This is a genomic window from Bacillus cereus group sp. BfR-BA-01309 (assembly GCF_022664315.1).
Classification (GTDB): domain Bacteria; phylum Bacillota; class Bacilli; order Bacillales; family Bacillaceae_G; genus Bacillus_A; species Bacillus_A mobilis.
Genome location: NZ_JAKUHE010000002.1, coordinates 134,145 through 157,217 on the forward strand (window position 1 = coordinate 134,145; position 23,073 = coordinate 157,217).

Below are 23,073 nucleotides of genomic sequence, written 5' to 3' on the forward strand. Positions count from 1 at the left end.
AATTCACCACGTATCCACGTATACTGAAATGAACGTTTTTGGGACAAAGGGGGATTTACTTACATGTATGAAAAATGGAAAACAGCTTTCCTTACCATATCAACATTGTTTTTAACCTTTTCTCTTGTACTCCACCCCCAAGCTGCTTTGCAAGCTTCCATTCGAGGGTTAAATATATGGTGGGAAGTTGTATTCCCTTCACTTTTACCGTTTTTCATCATTGCGGAACTTCTAATTAGTATTGGTGTTGTAAAATTTATAGGTGTTATATTAGAACCACTCATGCGACCACTTTTTCGCGTTCCAGGGATAGGCGGATTTGTCTGGGCAATGGGAATGGCTTCAGGATTCCCTGCTGGCGCCAAATTAAGCGCTAGACTGCGTAAAAGTAATCAGCTAACACAGATCGAAGCAGAGCGCCTCGTATCTTTTACAAACTCATCTAATCCACTCTTTATTTTTGGAGCTGTTTCTATCGGTTTTTTCAATAATCCGAAATTAGGAATCGTATTAGCTGCTGCACATTATTTAAGTAACTTTGCCGTCGGGTTATTGATGCGTTTTTACGGCAATAACAACGTTTCCACGAATGATAAACATACTACTAAAAAACGTCCTTTTCAAAACCCTTTTTCAATCCTACACGAGACACGCATGCAAGAAAAAAGACCAATAGGAAAATTACTTGGGGACGCTATCGTTTCTTCTATTCAAACGTTACTTATGATTGGTGGATTTATTATTTTATTCTCTGTTTTAAATAAAATGATTACTGTATTCCATATTACAGCAGCACTTTCTTTTATTATGCAACATATTTTATCATTCTTCCAACTAACTACAGAATTTAGCCTTCCGATATTATCAGGCATTTTTGAAATGACACTCGGAAGCCAAATGATTAGTCAAGTAAATGAAACACCCCTCCTGCAACAAGCTATGGTAACAAGCTTTATTTTAGCATTTAGCGGCCTTTCTATTCAGGCACAAGTTGCTAGCATATTAGCTGAAACAGACATCCGATTTAAGCCCTATTTTTTCGCGCGAATTATTCAAAGTATTCTTGCTCCTATTTTCACTCTTATATTTTGGAAACCATTTTATGAAAAAGTAACCTCTTTTTCACCTATGCAAAAAGATATCCCCGTATTTTTACCAAATCATTCTTCTATATTGCATGAAATTTGGACATCTTTTGTGCATTATGGACCGATATTCACATTATTTTGTTTATATGTATATGTTATCTTATTATTTTTTCGTAGCAACAAAGAAAAACCCCGTTCACTTTAACGGGGTTTGAAACTTTTCTTTTAAAGCACGTTCTACAACAGGAGGTACAAGATCTACTACGCTTCCGCCATATCTCGCAACTTCTTTCACAATGCTCGAGCTTAAAAATGAATATTGATTGTTTGTCATAATAAAAAATGTTTCAATATTTTCATCTAATTTTCGATTCATAGAAGTAATTTGCATCTCATATTCAAAATCAGAAACCGCTCGTAACCCACGTAAAATCGCGTTTGCATTACGCATTTTCGCATACTCCACTAATAGTCCACTATGTGAATCTACCTTTACATTCGGGATATCCTTTGTTGCTTCTCGAATTAAATCTAAGCGCTCTTCAACTGAAAAGAACGGTTTTTTTGACGAGTTGTTTAAAACTACTACGTATACCTCATCAAATACTTTTGCTCCCCTTTTAATAATATCCAGATGTCCAAGGGTAATTGGATCAAAACTTCCCGAAGAAATAGCTATACTAGTCATTCCGTCCCCTCACCTTCATACTTATAAATCGATATTGCTGTAATCCCATAATTTTCAGCTCTTACTTTTACAAGTCTCCCTATAGACTCAGGTAAAACCACATCATTACCATGCTCTGACATAATTAATCCATCTCTATGTAACAATCCATGTTGATCCATCACACTAATTAAAGATACAATTTTTTGATCTTTATATGGAGGATCAATTAATATAAGGTCGAATGATATTTCACGTTTTATAAGAGCCTTTACCGCACGTTCTGCATCATTTCGATATACTTCAGCTTGTTCCTGAATTCGACAACTTTCTAAATTTTGATGGATTACCTTTATCGCTTTATTATCTCGATCAACAAAGATTGCTTTATCAATCCCTCTACTTATAGCCTCGATTCCAAGACCACCACTACCGCCAAATAAATCAAGAGCGGTACCGCCATCAAAATAAGGGCCTATCATATTAAAAATTGATTCTTTTACTTTATCTGTCGTTGGACGTGTTGTATTACCTGGCACCGCTTTAAGTGGATGCCCTTTACATTTTCCTGAAACTACTCTCATCTGTTGTCACTACCTTTATTTCAATCTATCGAGCAATTATAGAAAGCCTTTCTCCATTCGGTAACCGCTACCAAACTATACGATTCCATTCATCTTTCAACAAACATTAGAAGAACTTAACTTAAAATAATCGCTCAGCATTTTTATGTATTCATCTCACTATTCGCTAACACGAACTATTCCTTTCACTTTACCTTTTTTATCCTATCATAAAATAAAAAAAAGAAAAATAAAAAGCCAAACATAAAATTTAATTTCATGATGTATATCTTCATTTAGATTGGACATAAATAATTATAACAACATCACCTTCGATGTTGTTGCCAACCGCGGAGAAGACTTACGTTTCCCCATAAGTTCTTCCTCCGGTTTCTCCTCTCCCTTTGCCTTCTTACTAGTACAAGCTAGTATAAGAAGGGCCCTGCTTTGCAGGGTTTTTTTTCTTTGTCTACTTTTCATTTAAAAAGTGAGATGGTACAGTAAGTAAAAGAAAGAGGAGGAAAAAATATGATTCAACGTTTTATAGAACTCGGAGAAGGCTACTCTGATTTATATGAATTACTTGAAATTGCCAAATCAAATCAAGAACGTATAACACATATGTTACAATTTGAAACGATTAAAAATGAAAAAAAAGTGTGCTCACTTGTTGTAATATTAAAACCAACTACTACTGGTGATTTCCAACCATTATACATATGTCGTGAAGGCATTCCTGTATTTGAAAATAAAAAAAGTAAACGCGTCATTTTATTTGAAGAAACAGCTGAACAAATAGGAAAAAAAGTAACTACCTTTACGGTAAAACCATCCACAACTTTCCCAGAAAAAGAACTATTCTTCAATCATTTAATTGGTATTTTACGAATGAATAATTTCATTCCTCCAATGAAATAACACTTTATTTCAAATAAAAAATCCCCCGCTAAAATTAGCAAGGGATTTTTTTATTAGCTATAATCGTATTCTTTTGCCCGATCAGGACGTGAATTTTCAAATTCCGTTTTTAAATACGGGCGGTACGACGGTTCTATCTTTTTCACAAAAGGAAGTTTGTTCAACTTTTGCATCATATGCTCAATTTGTTCCATATCACAATATACTACTGCGTATTTTAAGCGTTTTGATATGTAATGTATGTTACCATATTTCCTTAAAATCTTGGCATGTTTCAATGAATGTAAATAAACAATCATACTTTGTCGTTGCCCGAACATAATCTTCTCCATCTTCTCCTTTTAAAAACATATATTTTATATTTTATGAAAACCAATCAGAAATTTATGACATTACAGGACAAACTCTGTATACGTTTTCTTCTACCTTCTAAAAAACGGGGTGATTTACCCCGTTTTACAGCCACAACCTCCGCCGGTACCACAACCGCCACCACAGCCACCAGCATCAAAAAATGGATTTCCTGTTGGAACTTTGATGGAAGAAGACACCTCCGAACCGATTGCTACACTAACTTCATCTAACAACTTTTGCAAAGCTGTTTCTACTCGTTTAAAAGCTGCAATCTTATCGTGTAAGTCTATAGAACGCTTTAACTCCCTCATTTTCGTCGAAACGAAAGTATAATCAGGATGGTATTTACCGAAACGTTGCACTTCTTCATATCGTTCTTTCATCGCTGTAAATTGCTGAATTAGCGTCTGAACTTCCACATCTTCATGCAATTCTTTATAACACTTACGATAATCTTCTGCTATATCTGAACAGATGATCGCTTTTGCAAGCTGCTCTGCCTTATCTAATATCAATACGCTTTCCAGCGTCGCTACAATCATGAGAGACACCTCCGAGTATTCATCATACCACATTTAGAATAGAACTACTAATTGAAGTGCCTCACTAAACAGAAAGATATCACTCTAACTATTTTCCATATAATTCTAGCACATACTTATACATTAATATGTTCCGCAATATTATATTTCAGAACATCCCATTTCCCACTATTTTCTTTCACGTAACTAATACATGCATTTTTTAATGGTGTCTTAAACGAAATATCTTCCGGTGCAATTGCATGTAAAATTGCTTTTATCGCATGTGAATGAGCTACAATGATAATACGTTTGCCAGAATGAGTTTCTGCAACATTTTTTACAGCAGCAAAGCAACGAGTTACAATCTCTTCATCTTGCTCCATACCTTCTACTTTACCTTCTGCAATTAGCTCCCTAACAGTCGCAACCGGCTTCCCAGAAGCTTCACCAAAATTACGTTCAACAAATCGCTCATCTAATAAAATCGATTCCAGTCCTGTAGCCCCTGCAATTTCCTTAGCTGTTTCGTGCGCTCTAATTAATGGGCTACTTATAATCACATCCCATGCTTCCGCTTGCAAAGCAGCTGCACTTTGACTTGCTTGCTTCTTTCCCACTTCATTAAGTGGAATATCTTCACGTCCCTGAATAATCTCTTGAAAATTCCAATCAGTTTGTCCATGTCGTACTAAACAAATTTCCGTCATGCTCATGCTGCAACTCCTTTTTAAATAATCCGCTTCTATTGTATCAAAAGTTCTGCATGACGGACATAGTTTTCCCTTCCAATTATGTTGTATTTTGCTGCTTCATATACTGAAACATATCGATCATAATGGAAGCCACTGCCAATTGATTTTGAAATTTCTCAACTTTATCTGGTATCGTTTTTTTGAAATGTTGCATAGCCGCTAACTCAAATGCCTCTTTTTCTTCAGGGTTTCGCGTTAATTTTCTATACCAGTACGGTTGTTCCCTAATATAGCGAGATAAATCCTCATCCGCCTTTATAAACTCCATAATTTCTGCTCTCATCCGCTTTCCCCCCTAATCCTTCTGAAAGAAAAATGGATTATTTTCGGAAGTACTTTCTTCTTGCCGCGCGGGCTTCCCTTGAAATTGTTGAAACACTTGTTGCACACTACCAATAGCACTCGTCACATTCGCTAAATGGTGTTGCATCTGTTCCACATCTAGCTTTTTAAAGAAAGAAAGCATTTGTCCCATCACATCAGCAGTTTTTTCCTCTTCAGTTCGATTATCTTTTTCTTGTTTATTTTCCTTTACCGAAGAAAAAGCTGGCGCTCCATCCGGTCTGAAAGTTGCCCATATCGGATCTTCTTCACCAAGTAAGTACCATTCTTCATAAAACTGTTGCCAAGTTTTGTGACCACTTCTAACCTCATGAACCATTTTAGGGTGATGGTTTACAAACTCTTTAAACTGTTGAACCGATGGATGTAACGGTCCTTTTGTTGTTGGCATAATCCTCACCTCTTCATGTATATCTACTATATAGTAAGAAAAAAAAGGCACATGGTTCGCCTATTTTTAGACGATTCATGCACCTTTTTATCCTGCTATTTGCATACGGTAAGATTCTCACCTACAATTCAGTAAATACGAAGTACTTAAACGTCAGGTGTCCCCTACACAACTTAAAGTTTCACTTTATTTCCGAATAAAGTTTTGTGTATAAAACTTATCGTATACCCCAACACCTAACCCTGTAAATTGTTCATTTAATACATTCTTTCTATGCCCTTCACTATTTAACCAACCTTGCACCGCCGCAATTCCATCACTATGTTGCGCCGCTATGTTCTCACCAGCAAGTTGAAACCCGACTTTCCCGCGCTGTAAACGATCTCCTAACGTACCTTGTGTAGGTGAATCGTGTGCAAAGTAATTATTATCCTTCATATCTTTACTATGCCCTATAGCCACATCTGCTGTTTCTTGATCCCAAGCTAACAACGGTAACTTATGACGACTTCGAATAATATTTGTTAAATCAAAAATTTGTTGCATATTCCCATTCTCTATTTGTTTCATTTTATCTGGAGTCAATGGTTGTTCCGCTAGTAATTCACCTGAATAAACAAGCTGATACGGTTTTTGGCGTAATAATGTTTCATCATCCATATAACGAACACCAACAAGCTCATGTGTAAAATGATCAAAATATAATTGTGCCCAGCCATCTTCTACAGGTATTAATGGTTGTTCCATCACTTCCGTGTCAGATAACTCAAATTGATAACTATTTTTCCCTCTTTTTAACGAAATCTCATGCGAGAGTGGATTCTTTTTATACACTTCTTCATACTTTTCATTTATATAATAAGGCGACACCTTAACTTGCTCTCCAGCAACATACGCCGTTACAACTTTTCGTTCTGCAACCCCAAATTGCACATACTGAGTTAAATCTTGATTGTATACCCACCATTCATATCCGTAAGCAGATGGCTCTATTCGAGATGGTTCGCCCCATTTTGCTAATAAATTTTCAGAGTCCCCACCAATTATACTTAAAACAGTATCGGACGAGTCTTCATTTACTTGTTTTTTCTTTTTCACAATTTTATTTTCTTGCTTTGATTGAGATGGGGTTAATATATATTGTGAAACGAGTAATTTCCCGTATAAATCAATAGCTAAAATTAAAAATGTAATCATTACGATACGCAATAATTTCTTCACTCGATATACCTCCTGCAGAAAACATAAAATTGAGATATACACAAATCCTTTTCTTTCCTTTTTTGTGTGTACCGTACTCTTTTCACTATATCATATTTTCGCAAAAAAAGTCTGGATTATCCCTTTTCTCTCAATATGAATTGCACTTTCTTATTATTCATACTATTATAAAAATAATAACGTAACATGAAAAGAGGAGGTATTATATGCAATTTACAAATACGAAATTTAATGGGGCAGTCGTTGATTTAACACTATTAACAGAAATTATGGAAAAGAACCATTTTGTACTTGCTGGACAATGGGATTATGAGCGGGTTACATACGATTATAAATTCGAAATATTAGACGATGTTTATTATTTGCGTGTACAAGGTTTTGCTGTTGAAGGTGACATTGGTAGCAGACACGCTGAAGTAAAGTTACTTCCTCCCTTATTAGGAAAACATTATTATCCTCATGGCGTTGAATATGGTGATGGTGAAACTTTCCCAACGAATGTACTTCAAAAAAGCGAACAACTCCTACAAAATGTCGAAAAAGAGTTAAAAGAGTTCCAAATCATTGAATAAAATAAAAGTGAGTGCATCAATATGATGCACTCACTTTTATTTCGTTTGCAAATACGGCGGCAATTGCTGTAACTGCTCTTTATCCTTTTCACGCTCTCGACGCGCCCATCGAAAGAATACATAGCCGATAATTGTACCATACACTATTTCCTGGACAATTTTCATAATGATGCCACCTGTTTGTTGGTCTTGTACGACTGGCATCCAGTGTAAAAATTCTGGTCCTGTTATATTTAAATCTGATAAGGTTCCCGCCGGTACACATAGTTCCATCGCCTTCATCCAAGCAGCCGGATCCGTATACGTTGCAAATAACGGTGCAGTCGCAAAAATGATTAACGCGCAAGCTGGCGTTAATAATATACCGTTAGCAAACATATAACCAAGTTTCTTTATATCACTTAACGTTTGATATTCGGGTAATGGATTTAGCATCGGCCACCACATCATGATTGCCGTAAAGAACAATATAGCAAGACAAATAGGATGTGCAATTTGACTTTGTTTTACTGTATCGAAAACAACTGGTAAATGATAAAAAGAAAACAGGCCATTAAATACAAACAATGCAATTAGCGGCTTAGCAAATACCTTTAATATAATTTGAACGAACTTAAAAGAAGTAATATAACGATATAACCAAACTGGTATACCAAGCAACAATAACGGTGGAACTGCAATATACATAACTGCCATTTCAAACATATGTGCACTAAATATAATATGACCAATTAAATCAATAGGCCCTCCCTTTACAAAGTACAAAAGAACAATCCCAGTCGTAAAATAAAAAATTTGCTTCTTACTTACCTTCGTCGCATTTTCAAATCGCGTTCTATATGGCCCAATAATTAAAAAGTACCCAATAAGAATCGAAAGCATAAATAATAAAAAGATTGGACTCCATAAAGCTTGAAAACCAAATATCCACAAGTTGCCCATTGCCACACCCACCTTCTGAAGGTTACCCTTTCACATAATATGAAGAGGGAGCTGTGACAACACAAGCTCCCTTATTTTTCACTTTTCAAATCCACACAATTGTCATAAAAGCTAAAATTGTAATTAACCCGATTAACAGACCAGAATAAAGAAAGAAACTTGCCGCTTCATGTCCTTTATGACTCATATGCATAAAATAATACAATTGAAAAATTACTTGTACCACTGCTAATAGTAAAATAAATGGTACTGAGAAAGTCGGACTAAAAGTTTTCGGATATGCTACTGCTGCAAATGCAACTAATGTTAAAAAAATCATTAATGTAAATGTAATAACTTGATGCTTCATTTCCTCCGCACTTTTTCTCTTCCGATAAACAAGATCAACTTTAGGATTATTCGTTTGCTTTATCGCCATTGTTTATCCCACCATTCCCATCAAATATACTACAGTGAAAATAAACACCCAAACTACGTCAATAAAGTGCCAATAAATCGATGCAACATAAAACTTCGGTGCATTGTATAAATTTAGCCCTCTCTTCGCATTTCTAAAGATTAATGTTAAAATCCAACACAATCCAAACAATACGTGGAGTCCATGCGTACCAACAAGAGCATAAAACGCGGAACCAAACGCACTACTTCTCATAGTATGCTTAAATTCATGCGTATAATGATAAAACTCATATATCTCAAACCCTAAAAATCCTAAACCTAGCAACACTGTTACTAGTAGCCAAAGTTGCATTTTCTTAAAGTTAAAGTTTTTCATATGATACATCGCATATACGCTAGTTAAACTACTCGTTAATAAAAGCATCGTCATAATGAAAACGAGTGGCATTTGGAACATCTCTTGAGATGTCGGTCCACCATTTGTAGAATTTTTTAACGCTAAATATGTGCCAAACAAGGAAGCGAACAATACTGTTTCGCCTCCAAGAAATAACCAAAAACCGACAAACTTATTTTTTCCCTCAAGGGTTGCTTTTTCAGGCTCTGCTGGAAATGTTTCATTCGTTAATTTTTCATCTACATGCATTATGCCTTGCCCCCCTTATCTTCTAAATCTTCCTTATGAATATGATATCCATGATCATCGATTACTGAACGTAGGAACATCGTTCCAAAGGTAATGATTAAACCAATAATTGCTACTAATAACCAAAACTTATCTTTTCCGCCCTGCATATACATTGCACCGAATGCCGCTATAAACAATCCTAACGAAATGATAAATGGTGAAAACGATGGATTTGGCATATGAATATCACCAACTGGTTCCGCCGCTGTCATCTCTTTATTCCCTTCACGTTTTTCAATCCAAAACGGATCTAATCCACGCACAAATGGTAATTGTTTAAAGTTATATTCCGGTGTAGGTGCTGGCATTGTCCATTCTAATGTACGTGCATCCCATGGATCACGACCAGCCTTTTCTTTTGATACTGTTGTTTTTATTACATTGAATAGAAGAACAATCGTTCCAAGAGCCATAAACACCGCTCCAATAGAACTAACCATATTCCCCATTTCCAATCCTTGACCTTCAAGATATGTGTAGTAACGACGCGGCATACCAATTAACCCTAGGAAATGCTGAATAAAGAACGTTAAATGGAAACCAATAAAGAATAGCCAAAACGTTATCTTCCCTAACGTTTCATTCAATACTTTATTAAACATCAGTGGCCAATAATAATGAGCTCCTGCTAGTAAACCAAATACAACACCGCCGACAATTACATAGTGAAAGTGTGCTACTACGAAATAGTTATCATGAAATTGATAATCAGCTGGTGCAGATGCTAGCATAACACCTGTAACTCCCCCCATTACGAATGATGGAATGAAAGCTACTGCCCACATCATTGGTGTCGTAAAACGAATACTTCCGCCCCACATTGTAAAGAGCCAGTTGAATATTTTGATACCGGTCGGAACCGCAATCGCCATTGTTGCAACTGAGAAAATAGCATTTGCAACTGGACCAAGCCCAACAGTAAACATATGATGCGCCCATACCATAAATCCTAAGAATCCAATTAATACCGTCGCAAACACCATCGATGAATAACCAAATAATCGCTTTTTCGAAAATGTCGCGAAGATTTCCGAGAATATTCCGAAAGCTGGGAGTATAAGAATGTATACTTCTGGATGACCGAAAATCCAGAATAAATGCTCCCATATAATTGTATTCCCGCCCAATGCTGGATTAAAGAAACTTGTTCCAAATAAACGATCTAACATTAAAAGTCCTAATCCTACAGTTAACGGCGGAAAAGCGAATAATATTAGCGAAGATGTTACAAATGTCGTCCATGTAAACATCGGCATACGCATATACGTCATCCCTGGCGCACGCATATTAATAATGGTTACAAGGAAGTTAATACCTCCAATTAATGTACCAATACCAGAGATTTGCAAACCGAGTACATAAAAATCAACACCATGGCCTTTAGAGGCTAAAGCTAAAGATGCATAAGACGTCCATCCTGCATCAGGTGCTCCACCTAAAAACCAACTTAAATTTAAAAATACTCCACCAAAGAAAAATAACCAAAATCCGAGTGAATTCAAAAACGGGAACGCTACATCGCGTGCACCAATTTGAAGTGGTACAGCGGCGTTCATAAATGCGAACACGAGTGGCATAGCTGCGAGGAAAATCATTGTTGTACCGTGCATCGTTAATACTTGATTATAAGCATCCCCAACAAGAAAAGCGTTGTTAGGAATCGCTAATTGAAGGCGAATAAATAGAGCTTCTATTCCGCCTATTACAAAAAACAATCCACCTGCAATTAAATAGAGAATGGCAATCTTTTTATGGTCTACTGTCGTTAAATAATCCCATATGACAGCACCCATCCCCTGTTTTTTTGCTACAGAACTCACGTTTTCAACCTCCCCTTCGCGAATAATCCCTCTTTACTTTTCAACTTTTAACGTTTGTAAGTATGCATTTAATGCATCAATTTGATCATCCGTTAAGTTGCCATATTTACCAGTCATTTTATTTCCTGGTTTCATATTTTCAGGATCTTTCAGCCATTTTTTTAAGTTTTCTTCATTGTTTTCGGCAATACCGGCAACCATATCGCGATCCGCAAAGTTTGCTAAGTTTGGTGCGATACGAGCGGAAGGTGGTCTACTATCATTAGATCCAACTGCGTGACAACCAATACAGCTTTTATTAAATATTTCTTGGCCCTCTTGCGCCTTTGTTGAAGCTACTTCTTTCTTCCCATCAATCTTCTTCATATCAGCAAGCCACTTTTTGTACTCGCTTTCATCTAAAGCTTTCACTTTGAATTGCATTAAAGAATGTGATGGGCCGCAAAATTCTGTACAAAAACCATTATAAGTGCCCGATTTATCTGCCTTTAACCACATTTTGTTCACATTATCTGTATTTGTATCCATCTTCCCAGCTAAAGATGGAACCCAAAACGAATGTTTAATATCGGCACCCTTCAAATTCAAATACACTTTCTTACCTGTGGGGATGACTAAATCTTGAGAAGTTACTATTTTTTCTGATTTATAAGAAAATTCCCACCAATAAAGATTCGCTGTTACATCAACAACGATAGTATCTTTATCAATATTCTTTTTCTCCATCGCACTTACATCAGCAAGTTTGAATGTATATGTAACCGTCGGAACAGCTAAGATTAACAAAAGAATAATCGGAATAACTGTCCAAATAATTTCTAGTTTGTGATTCCCTTCAACTTGCTCCGGAATATAATCTTCCTGACCCTTCTTTTGTCGGAAACGCACAATTACATATAAGAAAATAATAGTAACTACTAGTACTACTCCTACCATAATCGCAGTTGCTAGTAAGAGCAAATCATATTGCATTTTTGCTACTTCTCCTTGCGGAATTAAAGTAGATTGAAAGGCTTTACCGCATCCCCCTAACAGTAAAGCCAGCAGTGAAACGAACGAAAGCAGTCGCCACTGTTTCTTCATACAAACAACCCCCACTTTCCTTGTGAATTAGATTGTACTTTATAGTTAAGTAAAGTAAATCTCAACGTAAAGAAATCCAATTATGTCGTTGTCTTAGAAGAATGTAACTACAATCATTGATACAAATAAGATTGTTAAATAATTTAGGGAATAAACAAACATTTGTACGGACCATTTGATGTCATCTTTCTTACGGAAGCCATAAAATCCTAAAACGATCCATCCGATGTTTAACAATGTTGCAATTACCATAAATGTTATCCCTAGACCACTCATATAAAATGGTAGTGGTAATAAACATACTGTCCAAATCATAATTTGGCGTTTCGTAATTTCAAATCCATGAACTACAGGAAGCATTGGAATTCCTGCATTTCGATATTCATCAACACGTTTCATTGCTAATGCAAGGAAATGTGGGATTTGCCAAATAAACATAATCAAAAATAGCATCCAAGCAATTGGATGGCCTAAAGATGGATCGATTGCTGCCCATCCAATTAAAGGTGGAACTGCACCAGAGATACTACCTACAACAGTATTTAGTGTATACTTTCTCTTTGTCCATAAACTATATAGAACAACATATGTGAAAGCACCAATAAACCCCATTAACACTGCCATTGGTGTTGTTAATAATAAAAATACAAACCCAAGAAGTAATATAACTAATCCAAATGTAAGTGCAAATCCTGGTTTATACTTTCCAGTAACCGTTGGACGAGTCTTTGTTCTTTCCATTAATGGATCGATGTCTCGATCAATGTAGTTGTTTAAACAACATACCCCTGCCATAACTAATCCAGAACCAACAATTGTAAAAAATAACTTATCCAGATTGTCCATCACACTTAATCCATTAAAGTGTAATGCCAACCAAAATCCTGTAAATACAGTAAGTGTATTTGAGTTTACAATCCCCATTTTAACGAGCGCTTTTAAATCTTGTAACCGAGTTGTTTCCGGTACACTTGTAACAGCAGACTCATCATGCAGCTCACTTGTTGCATGGTTCATCACTTTAACCCCCTCTTAAAACTTTCATCTTTCTTTTTGCGCCTATTTCCAATGAAATATTTCGCTTCTATATAGCAATATTATTACAGTAGAAACATTGTTAACCCATTCTACTACTAATCTACGCCCATACTCCAATATATTAAATCATATTTCCCGAACATTTTGTGAAGAAAACATGAACTTTTTGTGTCGAACATAAAAAACTTAATTCTTACGTGTCCTTATCATAACATGATGTTACCTTCTATCATAAACTTTTTTGTCATATTTAACACGTATTCTCCCCATTTCTTTTCAAAATAGCCTATTTTCTCCCTAAAATTTTCCTTATACATCCTATTTCTACACCCATTTTCTCTCCCCTGTCTTCCCCCGCCATTTCTTTGCTATTTTATTATTTTTTATATATCATAGGAACTAGCGCGTTTTATTCTATACATAATGGAATGAAAATATTTCGCAATAACTTCATAGCAGAAAGATGGTGAAAGAGATTGCAACGCTTTATTAAATGGTTAGCAGTCATTACGAGTCTTGATTTATTAATAGTTTTACTAGGAGGCGCCTTAGTTACAAAAACGGGTTCTGGCCAAGGCTGCGGTAAATCATGGCCACTTTGTAACGGTGAATTTGTTCCATCTAATTTATCAATGGAAACTATTATTGAACTGAGTCACCGCCTTACATCAGGATCCGCAGGAATTCTTGTCACTCTCCTTTGTATTTTGTCCTGGAAATATTATAAGCATGTGCGCGAAACAAAAACGTTAGCAATTTTATCCTTCGTATTTTTAGTTGCACAAGCATTAATGGGGGCTGCTGCAGTTGTTTGGGGACAAATGCCAGCTGTACTTGCTATCCATTTCGGTATTTCCTTAATTTCATTTGCTTCTGTTATTTTATTAACGTGTCTTATCTTTGAAATTGACCAAAAATTTGATGCACGTTCACTTATTATGGACAAAAAAATGAAATTTCATATTTATGGTGTAACAATTTACTGTTATCTCGTTGTCTACACAGGAGCTTTAGTACGCCACGAACGAGCTAGCTTAGCCTGTCCAGACTTCCCTTTATGTAGCAAAAATAGACCTATGCCAACTCAACTCCATGAATGGGTTCAAATGGGACATAGAGTTGCAGCGATGCTAATTTTCGCTTGGATACTATACGCGATGATTCTCGCTATTCGCCATTACAAACAGCAGCCTGTCGTATACTGGGGATGGATCATTTCATTTATCCTTGTTACACTTCAAGCTATCGTAGGAATTTTAGTCGTATTTACAAATGCTAGTTTAGCAATGGCATTATTACATTCACTATTCATTTCTTGCTTGTTTGCTGTACTATGCTATTTAGTTATGTTAGGTACAAGAAGTAAAGCGAATGCAAAAGAAGCTGAATCAACTTCTAAACAAACAAAATAAATTCAAATTAAAATACCTTGCCGAATTGGCAAGGTATTTTTTACGATAAAGTGAAACTTTAATCAATGGGGGATTTCTTCATCCCCCATTGATTATTAGCCCGCACCAATCGGGATAAAGAAAAAGAGCTGCATGTACACAGCTCTTTTTCTATTTTAGTGATCTAATTCAATCAGTAAATCACCCGTTTGAATTGCATCTCCATCGTTAACATATACTTTTTTCACTTTACCATTGAACGGCGCTTGAACTGTCGTTTCCATTTTCATCGCTTCTGTAATTGCCATAGAATCGCCTTTTTTCACTTCATCGCCTTCTTTAACAACTACTTTAATAACCGTTCCTGGCATTGTTGCACCAATGTGGTTTGGATTTTCACGGTTTCCTTTCACACGTTGTGCCACTGTTGCTTTCACACTTTCGTCTTTCACAACAATCTCACGTGGTTGACCGTTAAACTCCAAGTAAAGAACACGATTTCCATCTGGCTGAGGCTCTCCGATTGATACTAGTTTTACCATCAATGTTTTACCTTGTTCGATTTCCACATTGATTTCTTCACCAAGTCTCATACCATAGAAGAATGTCGGTGTATCAAGCACAGATACACTTCCATAAAGCTCAGCAACTTTTTCGTAATCCATAAATACTTTTGGATATAATGCATATGCAACGACATCAAAAATCGTCACTTCGCGTCCAAGTTTATGGAATAGCTCTTCTTTTAACGCGTCGAAATCTACTGGCTCTAATAATTCACCCGGTCTTACTGTTAATGGCTCTTTCCCTTTTAAAATAATTTCTTGTAATTGTTTCGGGAAACCACCGTATGGTTGCCCTAAATCCCCTGAGAACATTTCAACAACAGATCCTGGGAAGTCCATAGAATGCCCACGTTCTAAAACATCTTGTTCTGTTAAGTGGTTTTGAACCATAAATAATGCCATATCACCGACAACTTTAGATGATGGTGTTACTTTAACAATATCGCCAAACATGTCATTCACACGGCGATACATTACTTTCACTTCATCGAAGCGATCTCCTAAGCCAACCGCTTTCGCCTGTTGTTGTAGATTACTATACTGTCCGCCTGGCATTTCGTGCATATATACCTCTGTATGGGGTGCATTCATACCGCTTTCAAACGGTGCGTAGTATTTACGTACATCTTCCCAGTAATGAGATAATTTTTCTAATGAATCTATATTAACGTCTGGCTGTCTTTCGTTTCCACCTAATGCATAGTATAGCGTGTTCGCACTTGGTTGTGACGTTTGACCAGCCATAGAACTTACTGCTACATCGACTATGTCAACACCTGCTTCAATTGCCTTTGTATACGTTAATATACCATTTCCACTCGTATCGTGTGTATGCAAGTGAATCGGAATCGATACCGTCTCTTTTAATGCAGAAACTAAATCATATGCCGCATTAGGTTTTAATAAGCCTGCCATATCTTTAATTCCTAATATATGTGCTCCTGATGCTTCTAACTCTTTTGCTAAGTTTTTATAGTAATTTAAATCATATTTACTACGTAACGGATCATGAATATCTCCTGTGTAGCACATTGTTGCTTCTGCAATTTTGCCAGTATCTCGCACAGCATCAATCGCAACTCTCATACCTTCTACCCAGTTTAAGCTATCAAAAATACGGAACACATCAATTCCAGCTTGAGCAGAACATTCCACAAATTTTTGAATTAAATTATCTGGATAGTTTTTGTAACCAACTGCGTTTGAAGAACGAAGTAACATTTGGAATAAAACGTTTGGCATTTTTTCACGAAGATCTAGTAATCGTTCCCATGGATCTTCCTTTAAGAAACGATATGCAACATCAAACGTTGCACCGCCCCACATTTCCGCTGAGAATAGGTTCGGTAACATTCTCGCTGTCGGCTCTGCAATTTGATGTAAATCTTTTGTACGAATACGCGTCGCAAGTAATGACTGATGCGCATCACGGAATGTTGTATCCGTTAAAAGTACACGATTTTGATCTTGTACCCACTTTACTAATCCGTCTGCTCCACGCTCATCCAAAATTTGTTTCGTTCCATTTTGGATCGGCTCTGAGTGTAATACATTCGGTATACGAGCATCCGGGAAAATTGGTTTCTCTTTTTTTCCTACTCCTGGGAAGCCATTGACCGTTACTGTCCCAATGTAATTTAACATTTTCGTTCCGCGGTCTTTACGTTTCGGGAACAAGAATAGTTCAGGTGACGCATCAATAAATGAAGTGTCATATTCTCCTGATAAGAAGTTCTTATGTTTTACTACATTCTCTAGGAATGGAATATTTGTTTTAATACCACGAATACGGAATTCTTTTAAGTTACGTTCCATTTTCGCAGCAGCTTGTTCAAAAGTAAGTGCCCATGTTGTAACTTTTACAAGTAAAGAATCGTAGTACGGTGTAATAACAGCACCTTGGAAACTATTACCTGTATCAAGACGAACACCGAAACCACCACCTGAGCGGTATGCCATGATTTTCCCTGTATCCGGCATGAAATTATTTAATGGGTCTTCAGTCGTTACACGAGATTGTATTGCAAATCCATGTACAACTACTTCCTCTTGCTTCGGAACACCCACTATTTTACTATGTAATGCATGTCCATCAGCTATTAAAATTTGCGATTGAACGATGTCCACTCCTGTAATCATTTCTGTAATCGTATGTTCAACTTGAACACGTGGATTTACTTCTATGAAGTAAAACTCATCACCTTTTACAAGAAATTCTACTGTTCCTGCGTTTAAATAATTTACATTTTTCGTTAACTTAACAGCAGCATCACAAATACGCTGACGCAAATCATCTGAAAGTGACACACTAGGTGCAATTTCTACAACTTTTTGGTGACGACGTTGTACAGAACAGTCACGCTCGTATAAATGAACAACATTGCCCTCTTCATCTGCTAAAATTTGAACTTCTATATGTTTAGGTTTTTCAACGAATTTTTCTACGTATACTTCATCATTACCAAAGGCTGCTTTTGCTTCTGACTTCGCTCGATTATACGACTCTCTTAATTCTTCACTAGTACGTACAATACGCATACCACGACCGCCACCGCCAAGGGAAGCTTTAATAATAATCGGGTAATCATACTTTTCAGCAAATTCTTTGACTTCTTCTATTGAATTTACTGGCCCATCACTACCAGGAATAACTGGAATTTGTGCTAGCTGCGCTTGTGTTCTTGCTTTCACTTTATCTCCAAACATATCTAAATGCTTACTCTTTGGACCGATAAAGATAATTCCCTCTTCTTCACAACGTTTTGCGAATTGAATATTTTCTGACAAGAAACCATATCCAGGGTGGATTGCATCTACATGATTACTTTTCGCAATCTCAATAATGCCCTCAATATCTAGATAAGCATCAATTGGCTTTTTCCCTTCCCCAACTAAATAGGACTCATCGGCTTTATAACGATGATAAGAACCACTATCCTCTTTAGAATAGATTGCAACTGTTTTTAATCCAAGTTCCGAACAAGCTCGAAACACACGAATTGCAATCTCTCCACGGTTAGCTACCAATACTTTTTGAATACGTTGCAGCTTTGTCATGATTTTCCCCCTCTACTTTCCTACCACTCTAGAGATAAAATATATACACACCATAAAGAGCGTGAAGTTCTTCACTTTCTACATTATATTATACTTAGAAAGCTTCACTTTATTTTTATCCATCATACCTTATTTTTTAACAAATGATAAGTTTTCTGATCAATTTGTTTCACAAAAATAGTATAGCATACCTCTTCCTTTTCTAACAACTTAATTGTATATCACATTAGTTCAAATGTGATATATTTTTTATTATGAATACCGATTAATGTATCCTATTTAATATTTTTAAAAAATAAAAAACACATCGCGCTCTAAAGCACAATGTGTTTTTATTTTACAACAACAAGACGTGGTCCATCTTGTTCTCTTTCTTTCATTTCCTCATTTTGCTGCTTCTCTTGTCGTTTTACATGACTAGCAATATTTAACAATATACCCATCGAGATTAGATTAGCCAACAAGGAACTACCACCATAACTAATAAACGGTAAAGGTACCCCTGTAAGCGGTATTAATCCAGACATACCACCAACATTAACAAAAGTTTGTATCCCAAGTAAACTTGCAATTCCAATCGCAACTAAACTTCCAAATGGATCTTTACATTTTTGTGCCACTCTAAACGAACGAATAATAATAAGTAATAAACAGATTAAAATGATAGCTACTCCTATAAACCCGAGTTCTTCAGATATAATCGCCATAATAAAATCCGTTTGTGGCTCTGGCAAGTAGCCATACTTTTGTATACTATTTCCTAATCCTCTACCATTTAACCCACCTGAAGCAATTCCAATAAAAGAATTAACTAATTGAAATCCATCATTTTGAGGATCACTAAATGGATCAAGAAAAACTGAAAATCGAGCTTTTTGGTATTTACTTAATTTGTAGTTTCCAATAAAATACAATGCCGGAATCCACACGACAGATGTTAATAAAAATCTTTTTATCCACAAGTTCACATTAACTCCTGAACAGAAGAACATAATTAACACTGTTCCACCTATTAAAATGTCAGTTCCCAAGTCATTTTGAAATAAAATTAATGCCATCGATCCACCGACAATAACTAGGGGAGGTATTATCCCTTGGAAAAAAGGGGTTTGCCTCTCTTGTTTCTTAGCAAAAAAGGTTGCTAGCGTAATAATAACCGTTATTTTTACAAACTCAGCCGGTTGTATACCTAATATCCATCCTTTTGCACCATTTATAACCTGCCCGAAAACTAAGGCTGCTGTTAGTAAGGCTAGACTCCCGAACCCGATTGCTGCTAGAACTATTTGTTCTCTCCAAAATTTATAAGGGATTATAACGACAATCACTAGTATTACCGTTCCAATAGCAAGAGCAACTAATTGTTTTTTAAAAAAGTAATCTGCTGGCCAGTTATTTTTCGACGAAATCGCGACAATGGAACTAGAACTATATACCATTATAACTCCCAACACACATAAGATAACAAGAGGAAGTAATAATGAATAATCCATTGATTTCCATACTCTTTTCATTTCATTTCCTCTTTCTGTTTCAATTTAATTATTGTTGTATTCCATATGTACATTGATTCTTCCTGCTTTATTATACAAATAAAAAGCCCAAACTATTTCAGTTTGAGCCCCCCTATTTGAACCCGTTATTGTTGTTTGTTTGTAAATGCTTCATGAAGTGCAGATAACTCACGTTCAAGCTCTCCTAACATTGCTTTCCCTTGTTCTTCTGCAATAAGACCAAGGCGAACTGCAAAATCGACCTCGCGGGATAGTCCAAACATTTGTGTGTCTAACACTTCTTCATATAATGGACATTGCGGCATTGTAAGATTGTCCATTTGCACCTTAATAAGTCTTAAAATCTTCTCCGCATCCGCTTGTAGAAGGGCTAGTGCCTTTTCCTGATGATTTGATACTGTCTCAGACGCCAAATTGATTCCCTCCGTTTCCGTCCTACTCTCTCCTATCTATTAATATTAGCGATAGTTTTAGTAAATTGCAATAGAAACATTTTTTGTGACAACCGTGTCTAATGCTATTATACTGAAAAGTGGGAGTATAATACAAATGGGGGAACAACAATGAGTGAAATTTTATTTATTAATGGAAAAGTTCGTTTTCCAATCACTATCGATCCAACTGTTTGGATCTTTGATGATCGAAAAGTAGATTTGACAACTTACTTTGATGAAACAAGAGAAAACACATCAGAACTAGAAGCTTATTTAAAAAACACTTCAGAACATTGGGATCGCGAAATTCGTGATGGTGCTGCGTTTCCACCGATACAACAAAGTGTAAAGAAATATAAAAAAGAACAGCTAATTACCGGAACGTTCGGTATACCATTTCATCCATTCCTTGCTAACGCCGAAATTTCAGATGACGCTACGCAAGTCGAAATTGAAACAGTAGATCAAACAATAATACTTCCATTAGAAACTGTAGAAAATGCTATTCTTGGTTTTTCAAAAGAAGGAAAGCCATTAAAAGAAGATGGACCTGTTCATCTATATTACAATGATGGGTCTAATAGACAAAATCCAATCCGTAACATCCGTAAATTCACAATTATTTAAAGTGTATACTTGGAAGAAAAAGGAGTGAGCCTCAGCTCACTCCTTTTATAATAAATCTGCTGCTAGTTGAGCTAAATTCGATCGCTCCCCTTTAACAAACTTTACATGCCCACTAATACGTTGCTCTTTAAACTTCTCTACAACATATGTTAAACCGTTATTATACTCATCCAAATACGGATGATCAATTTGCTGAGGATCTCCCATTAATACGATTTTACTTTTTTCTCCTACTCTTGTTAGTATCGTTTTCACTTCATGTTTCGTTAAATTTTGCGCTTCGTCAATTATAATGAACTGATCCGGAATACTCCTCCCACGTATATAGGTAAGAGCCTCTACTTCAATCGAACCCATTCCAGCTAAAATAGCATCTAACTCTCCTGGCTTTTTCGTATTAAATAAATACTCTAGATTATCAAAAATCGGTTGCATCCACGGTCTTAACTTTTCTTCTTTTTCTCCTGGTAAATAACCGATATCTTTTCCGACTGGAACAATTGGTCTTGCGACGAGTAGTTTTTTATATAACCCTAAATCTTCAGTTTGCATGAGCCCCGAAGCTAAAGCTAGTAATGTTTTTCCTGTACCAGCTTTCCCTGTTAACGTTACTAGCGGAATATCTTCACGAAGCAACAATTCTAATCCCATAATTTGCTGCACATTTCGAGGTCGTATCCCCCACACTTGTTCATTGTGAAAAATAAGTTTCTTTACCTTCTTACCTAAGTGATCCACAATACCAAGCGCTGAACTAGATCCCCCTAATGCATCTTTCATTACTACAAATTGATTTGGATAAAAAGGGTGATTTGCAATTTCGGATAAAGGCAATTCACCTTTTTCATAAAAATAATCCAATTGCTCTTTTGATATATACCCTTCTAAAAATCCTGAATATATATTATCTACTTCAATTACACGATCACTTAAATAATCTTCCGCCTTCAAACCAATTGCATCAGCTTTTACCCTTACGAGCACGTCTTTACTTACTAAAATAACAGACTTCCCATCCTCTTTTCCTTGCTCTTCTAAAGATAAATTTTTTGCTACAGCTAAAATTCGATTATCATTTGTTTTCTCTACAAAAATATCTTGTAGTTGAACAAATGAACGATGATTTAATTCAATACGAAATGTACCGCCGTTTTCTAGCGGAATACTTTCATGCAGCTTTCCTATTTCACGAAATTTGTCTATTAACTTAGATACATAACGAGCATTTCGTCCTACTTCATCCATATAACGTTTTTTCGAATCAACCTCTTCTAATACAACTGCTGGAATCACTACTTCATTTGTTTCAAATGAAAAAATAGATAAAGGATCCTGCAAAAGTACATTCGTATCTAACACATAAATTTTATCCAACCTGTTACCCCCTGACTCCACTTTTAAATTTGTAGAACAAGGGTTTCATCCATAAAATATGGACGAACCATTGTTATAATTATATGTACCGTATAAACGAGGTAGAATCGAAATCCATAGCCATTAAACCTTTTATTTATTTTTTATTCATTTCTATTCAATATATTACTTTTAATTATAATTATTAACATAAAATCACAATAACCGATTACAAAAGTTAATAACTGATTTTCTTATTTATCACATTTATAATTCTTTTATTCCTACTAACACCTGGTTATCCAGCTTCTTCGCTGCGCGAATATCATATGTTTTTTCATACGTTGGTTCAGTTGCAAGTTTCGCTCCATAAAACATAACATCACGTACTTCTTGTACATTTACTTCTATTACAGTTAATTTTAGAGGAATGCCTTCCATTCTATCAGTCAAAATTTCACCTGCACCACTTATGGAAAATACGGATTCATTCGCCATTATAGTCAATACCACCCCAGTACTATGCCGTATATTTTCCACAATACGTGAACGCTGATCTACTGCAAATCGAATACTAGTTTTACTCACTGCATACACCCAAGAAATAGCACTTACGTTAGGAACTTGTTTTTCGAAGTCTGTTGTTGCTATCATAACAATACATTCTTTACGTAACGTTTGTACTAAATCATCTGTTAATGTAGGCTCTACTACATTCGCCATATTTCCACCTCCAAATATACTTAATATATCCTTATCATAACTTATT

At 36.0% G+C, this 23,073-nt stretch carries 24 protein-coding genes; 5 read left to right on the forward strand and 19 right to left on the reverse strand.

Annotation, left to right across the window (positions count from 1 at the left end):
• Positions 1-63 precede the first annotated feature (63 nt).
• Entirely contained in the window at positions 64-1,293 is a 1,230-nt protein-coding gene (ylbJ, locus tag MR115_RS04175; RefSeq protein ID WP_063260455.1) for a sporulation integral membrane protein YlbJ, read from the forward strand.
• Here ylbJ and coaD read toward each other — a convergent pair.
• The gene (coaD, locus tag MR115_RS04180) at positions 1,285-1,776 is read right to left on the reverse strand and encodes a pantetheine-phosphate adenylyltransferase (protein ID WP_000200598.1); all 492 of its coding nucleotides are present in this window, start codon (positions 1,774-1,776) and stop codon (positions 1,285-1,287) included. The two genes, ylbJ and coaD, sit on opposite strands and share 9 nt — an antisense overlap.
• Complete coding sequence (gene rsmD, locus MR115_RS04185; RefSeq protein ID WP_001266982.1) at positions 1,773-2,339, reverse strand: 16S rRNA (guanine(966)-N(2))-methyltransferase RsmD; 567 nt, start codon at positions 2,337-2,339, stop codon at positions 1,773-1,775. Before rsmD ends, coaD begins: the two co-directional genes overlap by 4 nt.
• A gap of 507 nt (positions 2,340-2,846) precedes the next feature.
• Between rsmD and MR115_RS04190 the strand changes: the two genes are divergently transcribed.
• Entirely contained in the window at positions 2,847-3,236 is a 390-nt protein-coding gene (locus MR115_RS04190) for a DUF7147 family protein (RefSeq protein WP_242240106.1), read from the forward strand.
• 53 nt (positions 3,237-3,289) lie between these two features.
• Here the strand turns inward: MR115_RS04190 and MR115_RS04195 are convergent, their stop codons facing one another.
• From MR115_RS04195 to MR115_RS04220, 6 genes are all read right to left on the reverse strand, one after another.
• On the reverse strand, positions 3,290-3,556 hold the full coding sequence (locus MR115_RS04195; protein ID WP_061678315.1) for a YlbG family protein: 267 nt from the start codon (positions 3,554-3,556) through the stop codon (positions 3,290-3,292).
• 126 nt (positions 3,557-3,682) lie between these two features.
• Entirely contained in the window at positions 3,683-4,132 is a 450-nt protein-coding gene (locus MR115_RS04200) for a YlbF/YmcA family competence regulator (protein WP_061678260.1), read from the reverse strand.
• Positions 4,133-4,248: 116 nt separating this feature from the next.
• On the reverse strand, positions 4,249-4,821 hold the full coding sequence (locus MR115_RS04205; protein ID WP_242240607.1) for a histidine phosphatase family protein: 573 nt from the start codon (positions 4,819-4,821) through the stop codon (positions 4,249-4,251).
• Positions 4,822-4,903: 82 nt separating this feature from the next.
• Positions 4,904-5,149, reverse strand: a complete 246-nt coding sequence (locus tag MR115_RS04210; protein ID WP_001200991.1) for a YlbE-like family protein — start codon at positions 5,147-5,149, stop codon at positions 4,904-4,906.
• 12 nt (positions 5,150-5,161) lie between these two features.
• The gene (locus MR115_RS04215; RefSeq protein ID WP_061678261.1) at positions 5,162-5,599 is read right to left on the reverse strand and encodes a YlbD family protein; all 438 of its coding nucleotides are present in this window, start codon (positions 5,597-5,599) and stop codon (positions 5,162-5,164) included.
• A gap of 186 nt (positions 5,600-5,785) precedes the next feature.
• On the reverse strand, positions 5,786-6,820 hold the full coding sequence (locus MR115_RS04220; protein ID WP_242240108.1) for a CAP domain-containing protein: 1,035 nt from the start codon (positions 6,818-6,820) through the stop codon (positions 5,786-5,788).
• A 206-nt stretch (positions 6,821-7,026) separates the two neighbouring features.
• Between MR115_RS04220 and MR115_RS04225 the strand changes: the two genes are divergently transcribed.
• Positions 7,027-7,392, forward strand: coding sequence for a YugN family protein (locus MR115_RS04225; RefSeq protein WP_061678263.1), 366 nt, complete (start codon positions 7,027-7,029; stop codon positions 7,390-7,392).
• Between the two features lie 36 nt (positions 7,393-7,428).
• On the opposite strand, the gene ctaG is transcribed toward MR115_RS04225, so the two are convergent.
• From ctaG to ctaB, 6 genes are all read right to left on the reverse strand, one after another.
• Positions 7,429-8,334: a cytochrome c oxidase assembly factor CtaG gene (gene ctaG, locus MR115_RS04230; RefSeq protein WP_242240110.1), complete on the reverse strand. Its 906-nt coding sequence runs from the start codon at positions 8,332-8,334 to the stop codon at positions 7,429-7,431.
• Positions 8,335-8,419: 85 nt separating this feature from the next.
• On the reverse strand, positions 8,420-8,752 hold the full coding sequence (ctaF, locus tag MR115_RS04235; protein ID WP_061678265.1) for a cytochrome c oxidase subunit IVB: 333 nt from the start codon (positions 8,750-8,752) through the stop codon (positions 8,420-8,422).
• A 3-nt stretch (positions 8,753-8,755) separates the two neighbouring features.
• Positions 8,756-9,379 carry a cytochrome c oxidase subunit III gene (ctaE, locus tag MR115_RS04240; protein ID WP_000557861.1) on the reverse strand — a complete coding sequence of 208 codons (624 nt, stop codon included), beginning with the start codon at positions 9,377-9,379 and terminating at the stop codon, positions 8,756-8,758.
• Positions 9,379-11,214 carry a cytochrome c oxidase subunit I gene (gene ctaD / locus MR115_RS04245; RefSeq protein WP_242240609.1) on the reverse strand — a complete coding sequence of 612 codons (1,836 nt, stop codon included), beginning with the start codon at positions 11,212-11,214 and terminating at the stop codon, positions 9,379-9,381. Before ctaD ends, ctaE begins: the two co-directional genes overlap by 1 nt.
• Before the next feature lie 60 nt (positions 11,215-11,274).
• Entirely contained in the window at positions 11,275-12,324 is a 1,050-nt protein-coding gene (coxB, locus tag MR115_RS04250; protein ID WP_000745278.1) for a cytochrome c oxidase subunit II, read from the reverse strand.
• Between the two features lie 93 nt (positions 12,325-12,417).
• Positions 12,418-13,341, reverse strand: coding sequence for a protoheme IX farnesyltransferase (ctaB, locus tag MR115_RS04255; RefSeq protein WP_001015058.1), 924 nt, complete (start codon positions 13,339-13,341; stop codon positions 12,418-12,420).
• A 497-nt stretch (positions 13,342-13,838) separates the two neighbouring features.
• Between ctaB and ctaA the strand changes: the two genes are divergently transcribed.
• Entirely contained in the window at positions 13,839-14,774 is a 936-nt protein-coding gene (gene ctaA, locus MR115_RS04260; protein WP_061678266.1) for a heme A synthase, read from the forward strand.
• A gap of 155 nt (positions 14,775-14,929) precedes the next feature.
• Here ctaA and pyc read toward each other — a convergent pair whose 3' ends face one another.
• From pyc to MR115_RS04275, 3 genes are all read right to left on the reverse strand, one after another.
• The gene (gene pyc, locus MR115_RS04265) at positions 14,930-18,376 is read right to left on the reverse strand and encodes a pyruvate carboxylase (protein ID WP_242240112.1); all 3,447 of its coding nucleotides are present in this window, start codon (positions 18,374-18,376) and stop codon (positions 14,930-14,932) included.
• 332 nt (positions 18,377-18,708) lie between these two features.
• A complete protein-coding gene (locus tag MR115_RS04270) occupies positions 18,709-19,890 on the reverse strand; it encodes an FtsW/RodA/SpoVE family cell cycle protein (protein WP_242240114.1) in 1,182 nt (393 codons plus the stop codon).
• 125 nt (positions 19,891-20,015) lie between these two features.
• Complete coding sequence (locus tag MR115_RS04275) at positions 20,016-20,303, reverse strand: Fpa/YlaN family protein (protein ID WP_000135698.1); 288 nt, start codon at positions 20,301-20,303, stop codon at positions 20,016-20,018.
• A 150-nt stretch (positions 20,304-20,453) separates the two neighbouring features.
• On the opposite strand from MR115_RS04275, the gene MR115_RS04280 reads away from it, so the two are divergent.
• Positions 20,454-20,951 (forward strand): molybdopterin-binding protein, encoded by a 498-nt coding sequence (locus tag MR115_RS04280; RefSeq protein WP_242240117.1) that lies wholly within the window; start codon positions 20,454-20,456, stop codon positions 20,949-20,951.
• 45 nt (positions 20,952-20,996) lie between these two features.
• Here MR115_RS04280 and MR115_RS04285 read toward each other — a convergent pair whose 3' ends face one another.
• On the reverse strand, positions 20,997-22,325 hold the full coding sequence (locus MR115_RS04285) for a PhoH family protein (protein ID WP_242240120.1): 1,329 nt from the start codon (positions 22,323-22,325) through the stop codon (positions 20,997-20,999).
• Positions 22,326-22,571: 246 nt separating this feature from the next.
• On the reverse strand, positions 22,572-23,027 hold the full coding sequence (locus MR115_RS04290; RefSeq protein ID WP_063260458.1) for a pyridoxamine 5'-phosphate oxidase family protein: 456 nt from the start codon (positions 23,025-23,027) through the stop codon (positions 22,572-22,574).
• Between the last annotated feature and the right edge of the window lie 46 nt (positions 23,028-23,073).

Coding starts and splice junctions, on each gene's coding strand:
- MR115_RS04215 (WP_061678261.1), bottom strand. CDS start 5,599: ATGCCAACAACAAAAGGACCGTTACATCCATCGGTTCAACAGTTTAAA.
- MR115_RS04210 (WP_001200991.1), bottom strand. CDS start 5,149: ATGAGAGCAGAAATTATGGAGTTTATAAAGGCGGATGAGGATTTATCT.
- MR115_RS04225 (WP_061678263.1), top strand. CDS start 7,027: ATGCAATTTACAAATACGAAATTTAATGGGGCAGTCGTTGATTTAACA.
- coxB (WP_000745278.1), bottom strand. CDS start 12,324: ATGAAGAAACAGTGGCGACTGCTTTCGTTCGTTTCACTGCTGGCTTTA.
- MR115_RS04195 (WP_061678315.1), bottom strand. CDS start 3,556: ATGTTCGGGCAACGACAAAGTATGATTGTTTATTTACATTCATTGAAA.
- ctaD (WP_242240609.1), bottom strand. CDS start 11,214: ATGGGTGCTGTCATATGGGATTATTTAACGACAGTAGACCATAAAAAG.
- ctaE (WP_000557861.1), bottom strand. CDS start 9,379: ATGCATGTAGATGAAAAATTAACGAATGAAACATTTCCAGCAGAGCCT.
- pyc (WP_242240112.1), bottom strand. CDS start 18,376: ATGACAAAGCTGCAACGTATTCAAAAAGTATTGGTAGCTAACCGTGGA.
- ctaB (WP_001015058.1), bottom strand. CDS start 13,341: ATGAACCATGCAACAAGTGAGCTGCATGATGAGTCTGCTGTTACAAGT.
- ylbJ (WP_063260455.1), top strand. CDS start 64: ATGTATGAAAAATGGAAAACAGCTTTCCTTACCATATCAACATTGTTT.
- MR115_RS04200 (WP_061678260.1), bottom strand. CDS start 4,132: ATGATTGTAGCGACGCTGGAAAGCGTATTGATATTAGATAAGGCAGAG.
- rsmD (WP_001266982.1), bottom strand. CDS start 2,339: ATGAGAGTAGTTTCAGGAAAATGTAAAGGGCATCCACTTAAAGCGGTG.
- ctaF (WP_061678265.1), bottom strand. CDS start 8,752: ATGGCGATAAAGCAAACGAATAATCCTAAAGTTGATCTTGTTTATCGG.
- MR115_RS04205 (WP_242240607.1), bottom strand. CDS start 4,821: ATGACGGAAATTTGTTTAGTACGACATGGACAAACTGATTGGAATTTT.
- ctaG (WP_242240110.1), bottom strand. CDS start 8,334: ATGGGCAACTTGTGGATATTTGGTTTTCAAGCTTTATGGAGTCCAATC.
- MR115_RS04190 (WP_242240106.1), top strand. CDS start 2,847: ATGATTCAACGTTTTATAGAACTCGGAGAAGGCTACTCTGATTTATAT.
- MR115_RS04270 (WP_242240114.1), bottom strand. CDS start 19,890: ATGAAAAGAGTATGGAAATCAATGGATTATTCATTATTACTTCCTCTT.
- coaD (WP_000200598.1), bottom strand. CDS start 1,776: ATGACTAGTATAGCTATTTCTTCGGGAAGTTTTGATCCAATTACCCTT.
- MR115_RS04290 (WP_063260458.1), bottom strand. CDS start 23,027: ATGGCGAATGTAGTAGAGCCTACATTAACAGATGATTTAGTACAAACG.
- MR115_RS04280 (WP_242240117.1), top strand. CDS start 20,454: ATGAGTGAAATTTTATTTATTAATGGAAAAGTTCGTTTTCCAATCACT.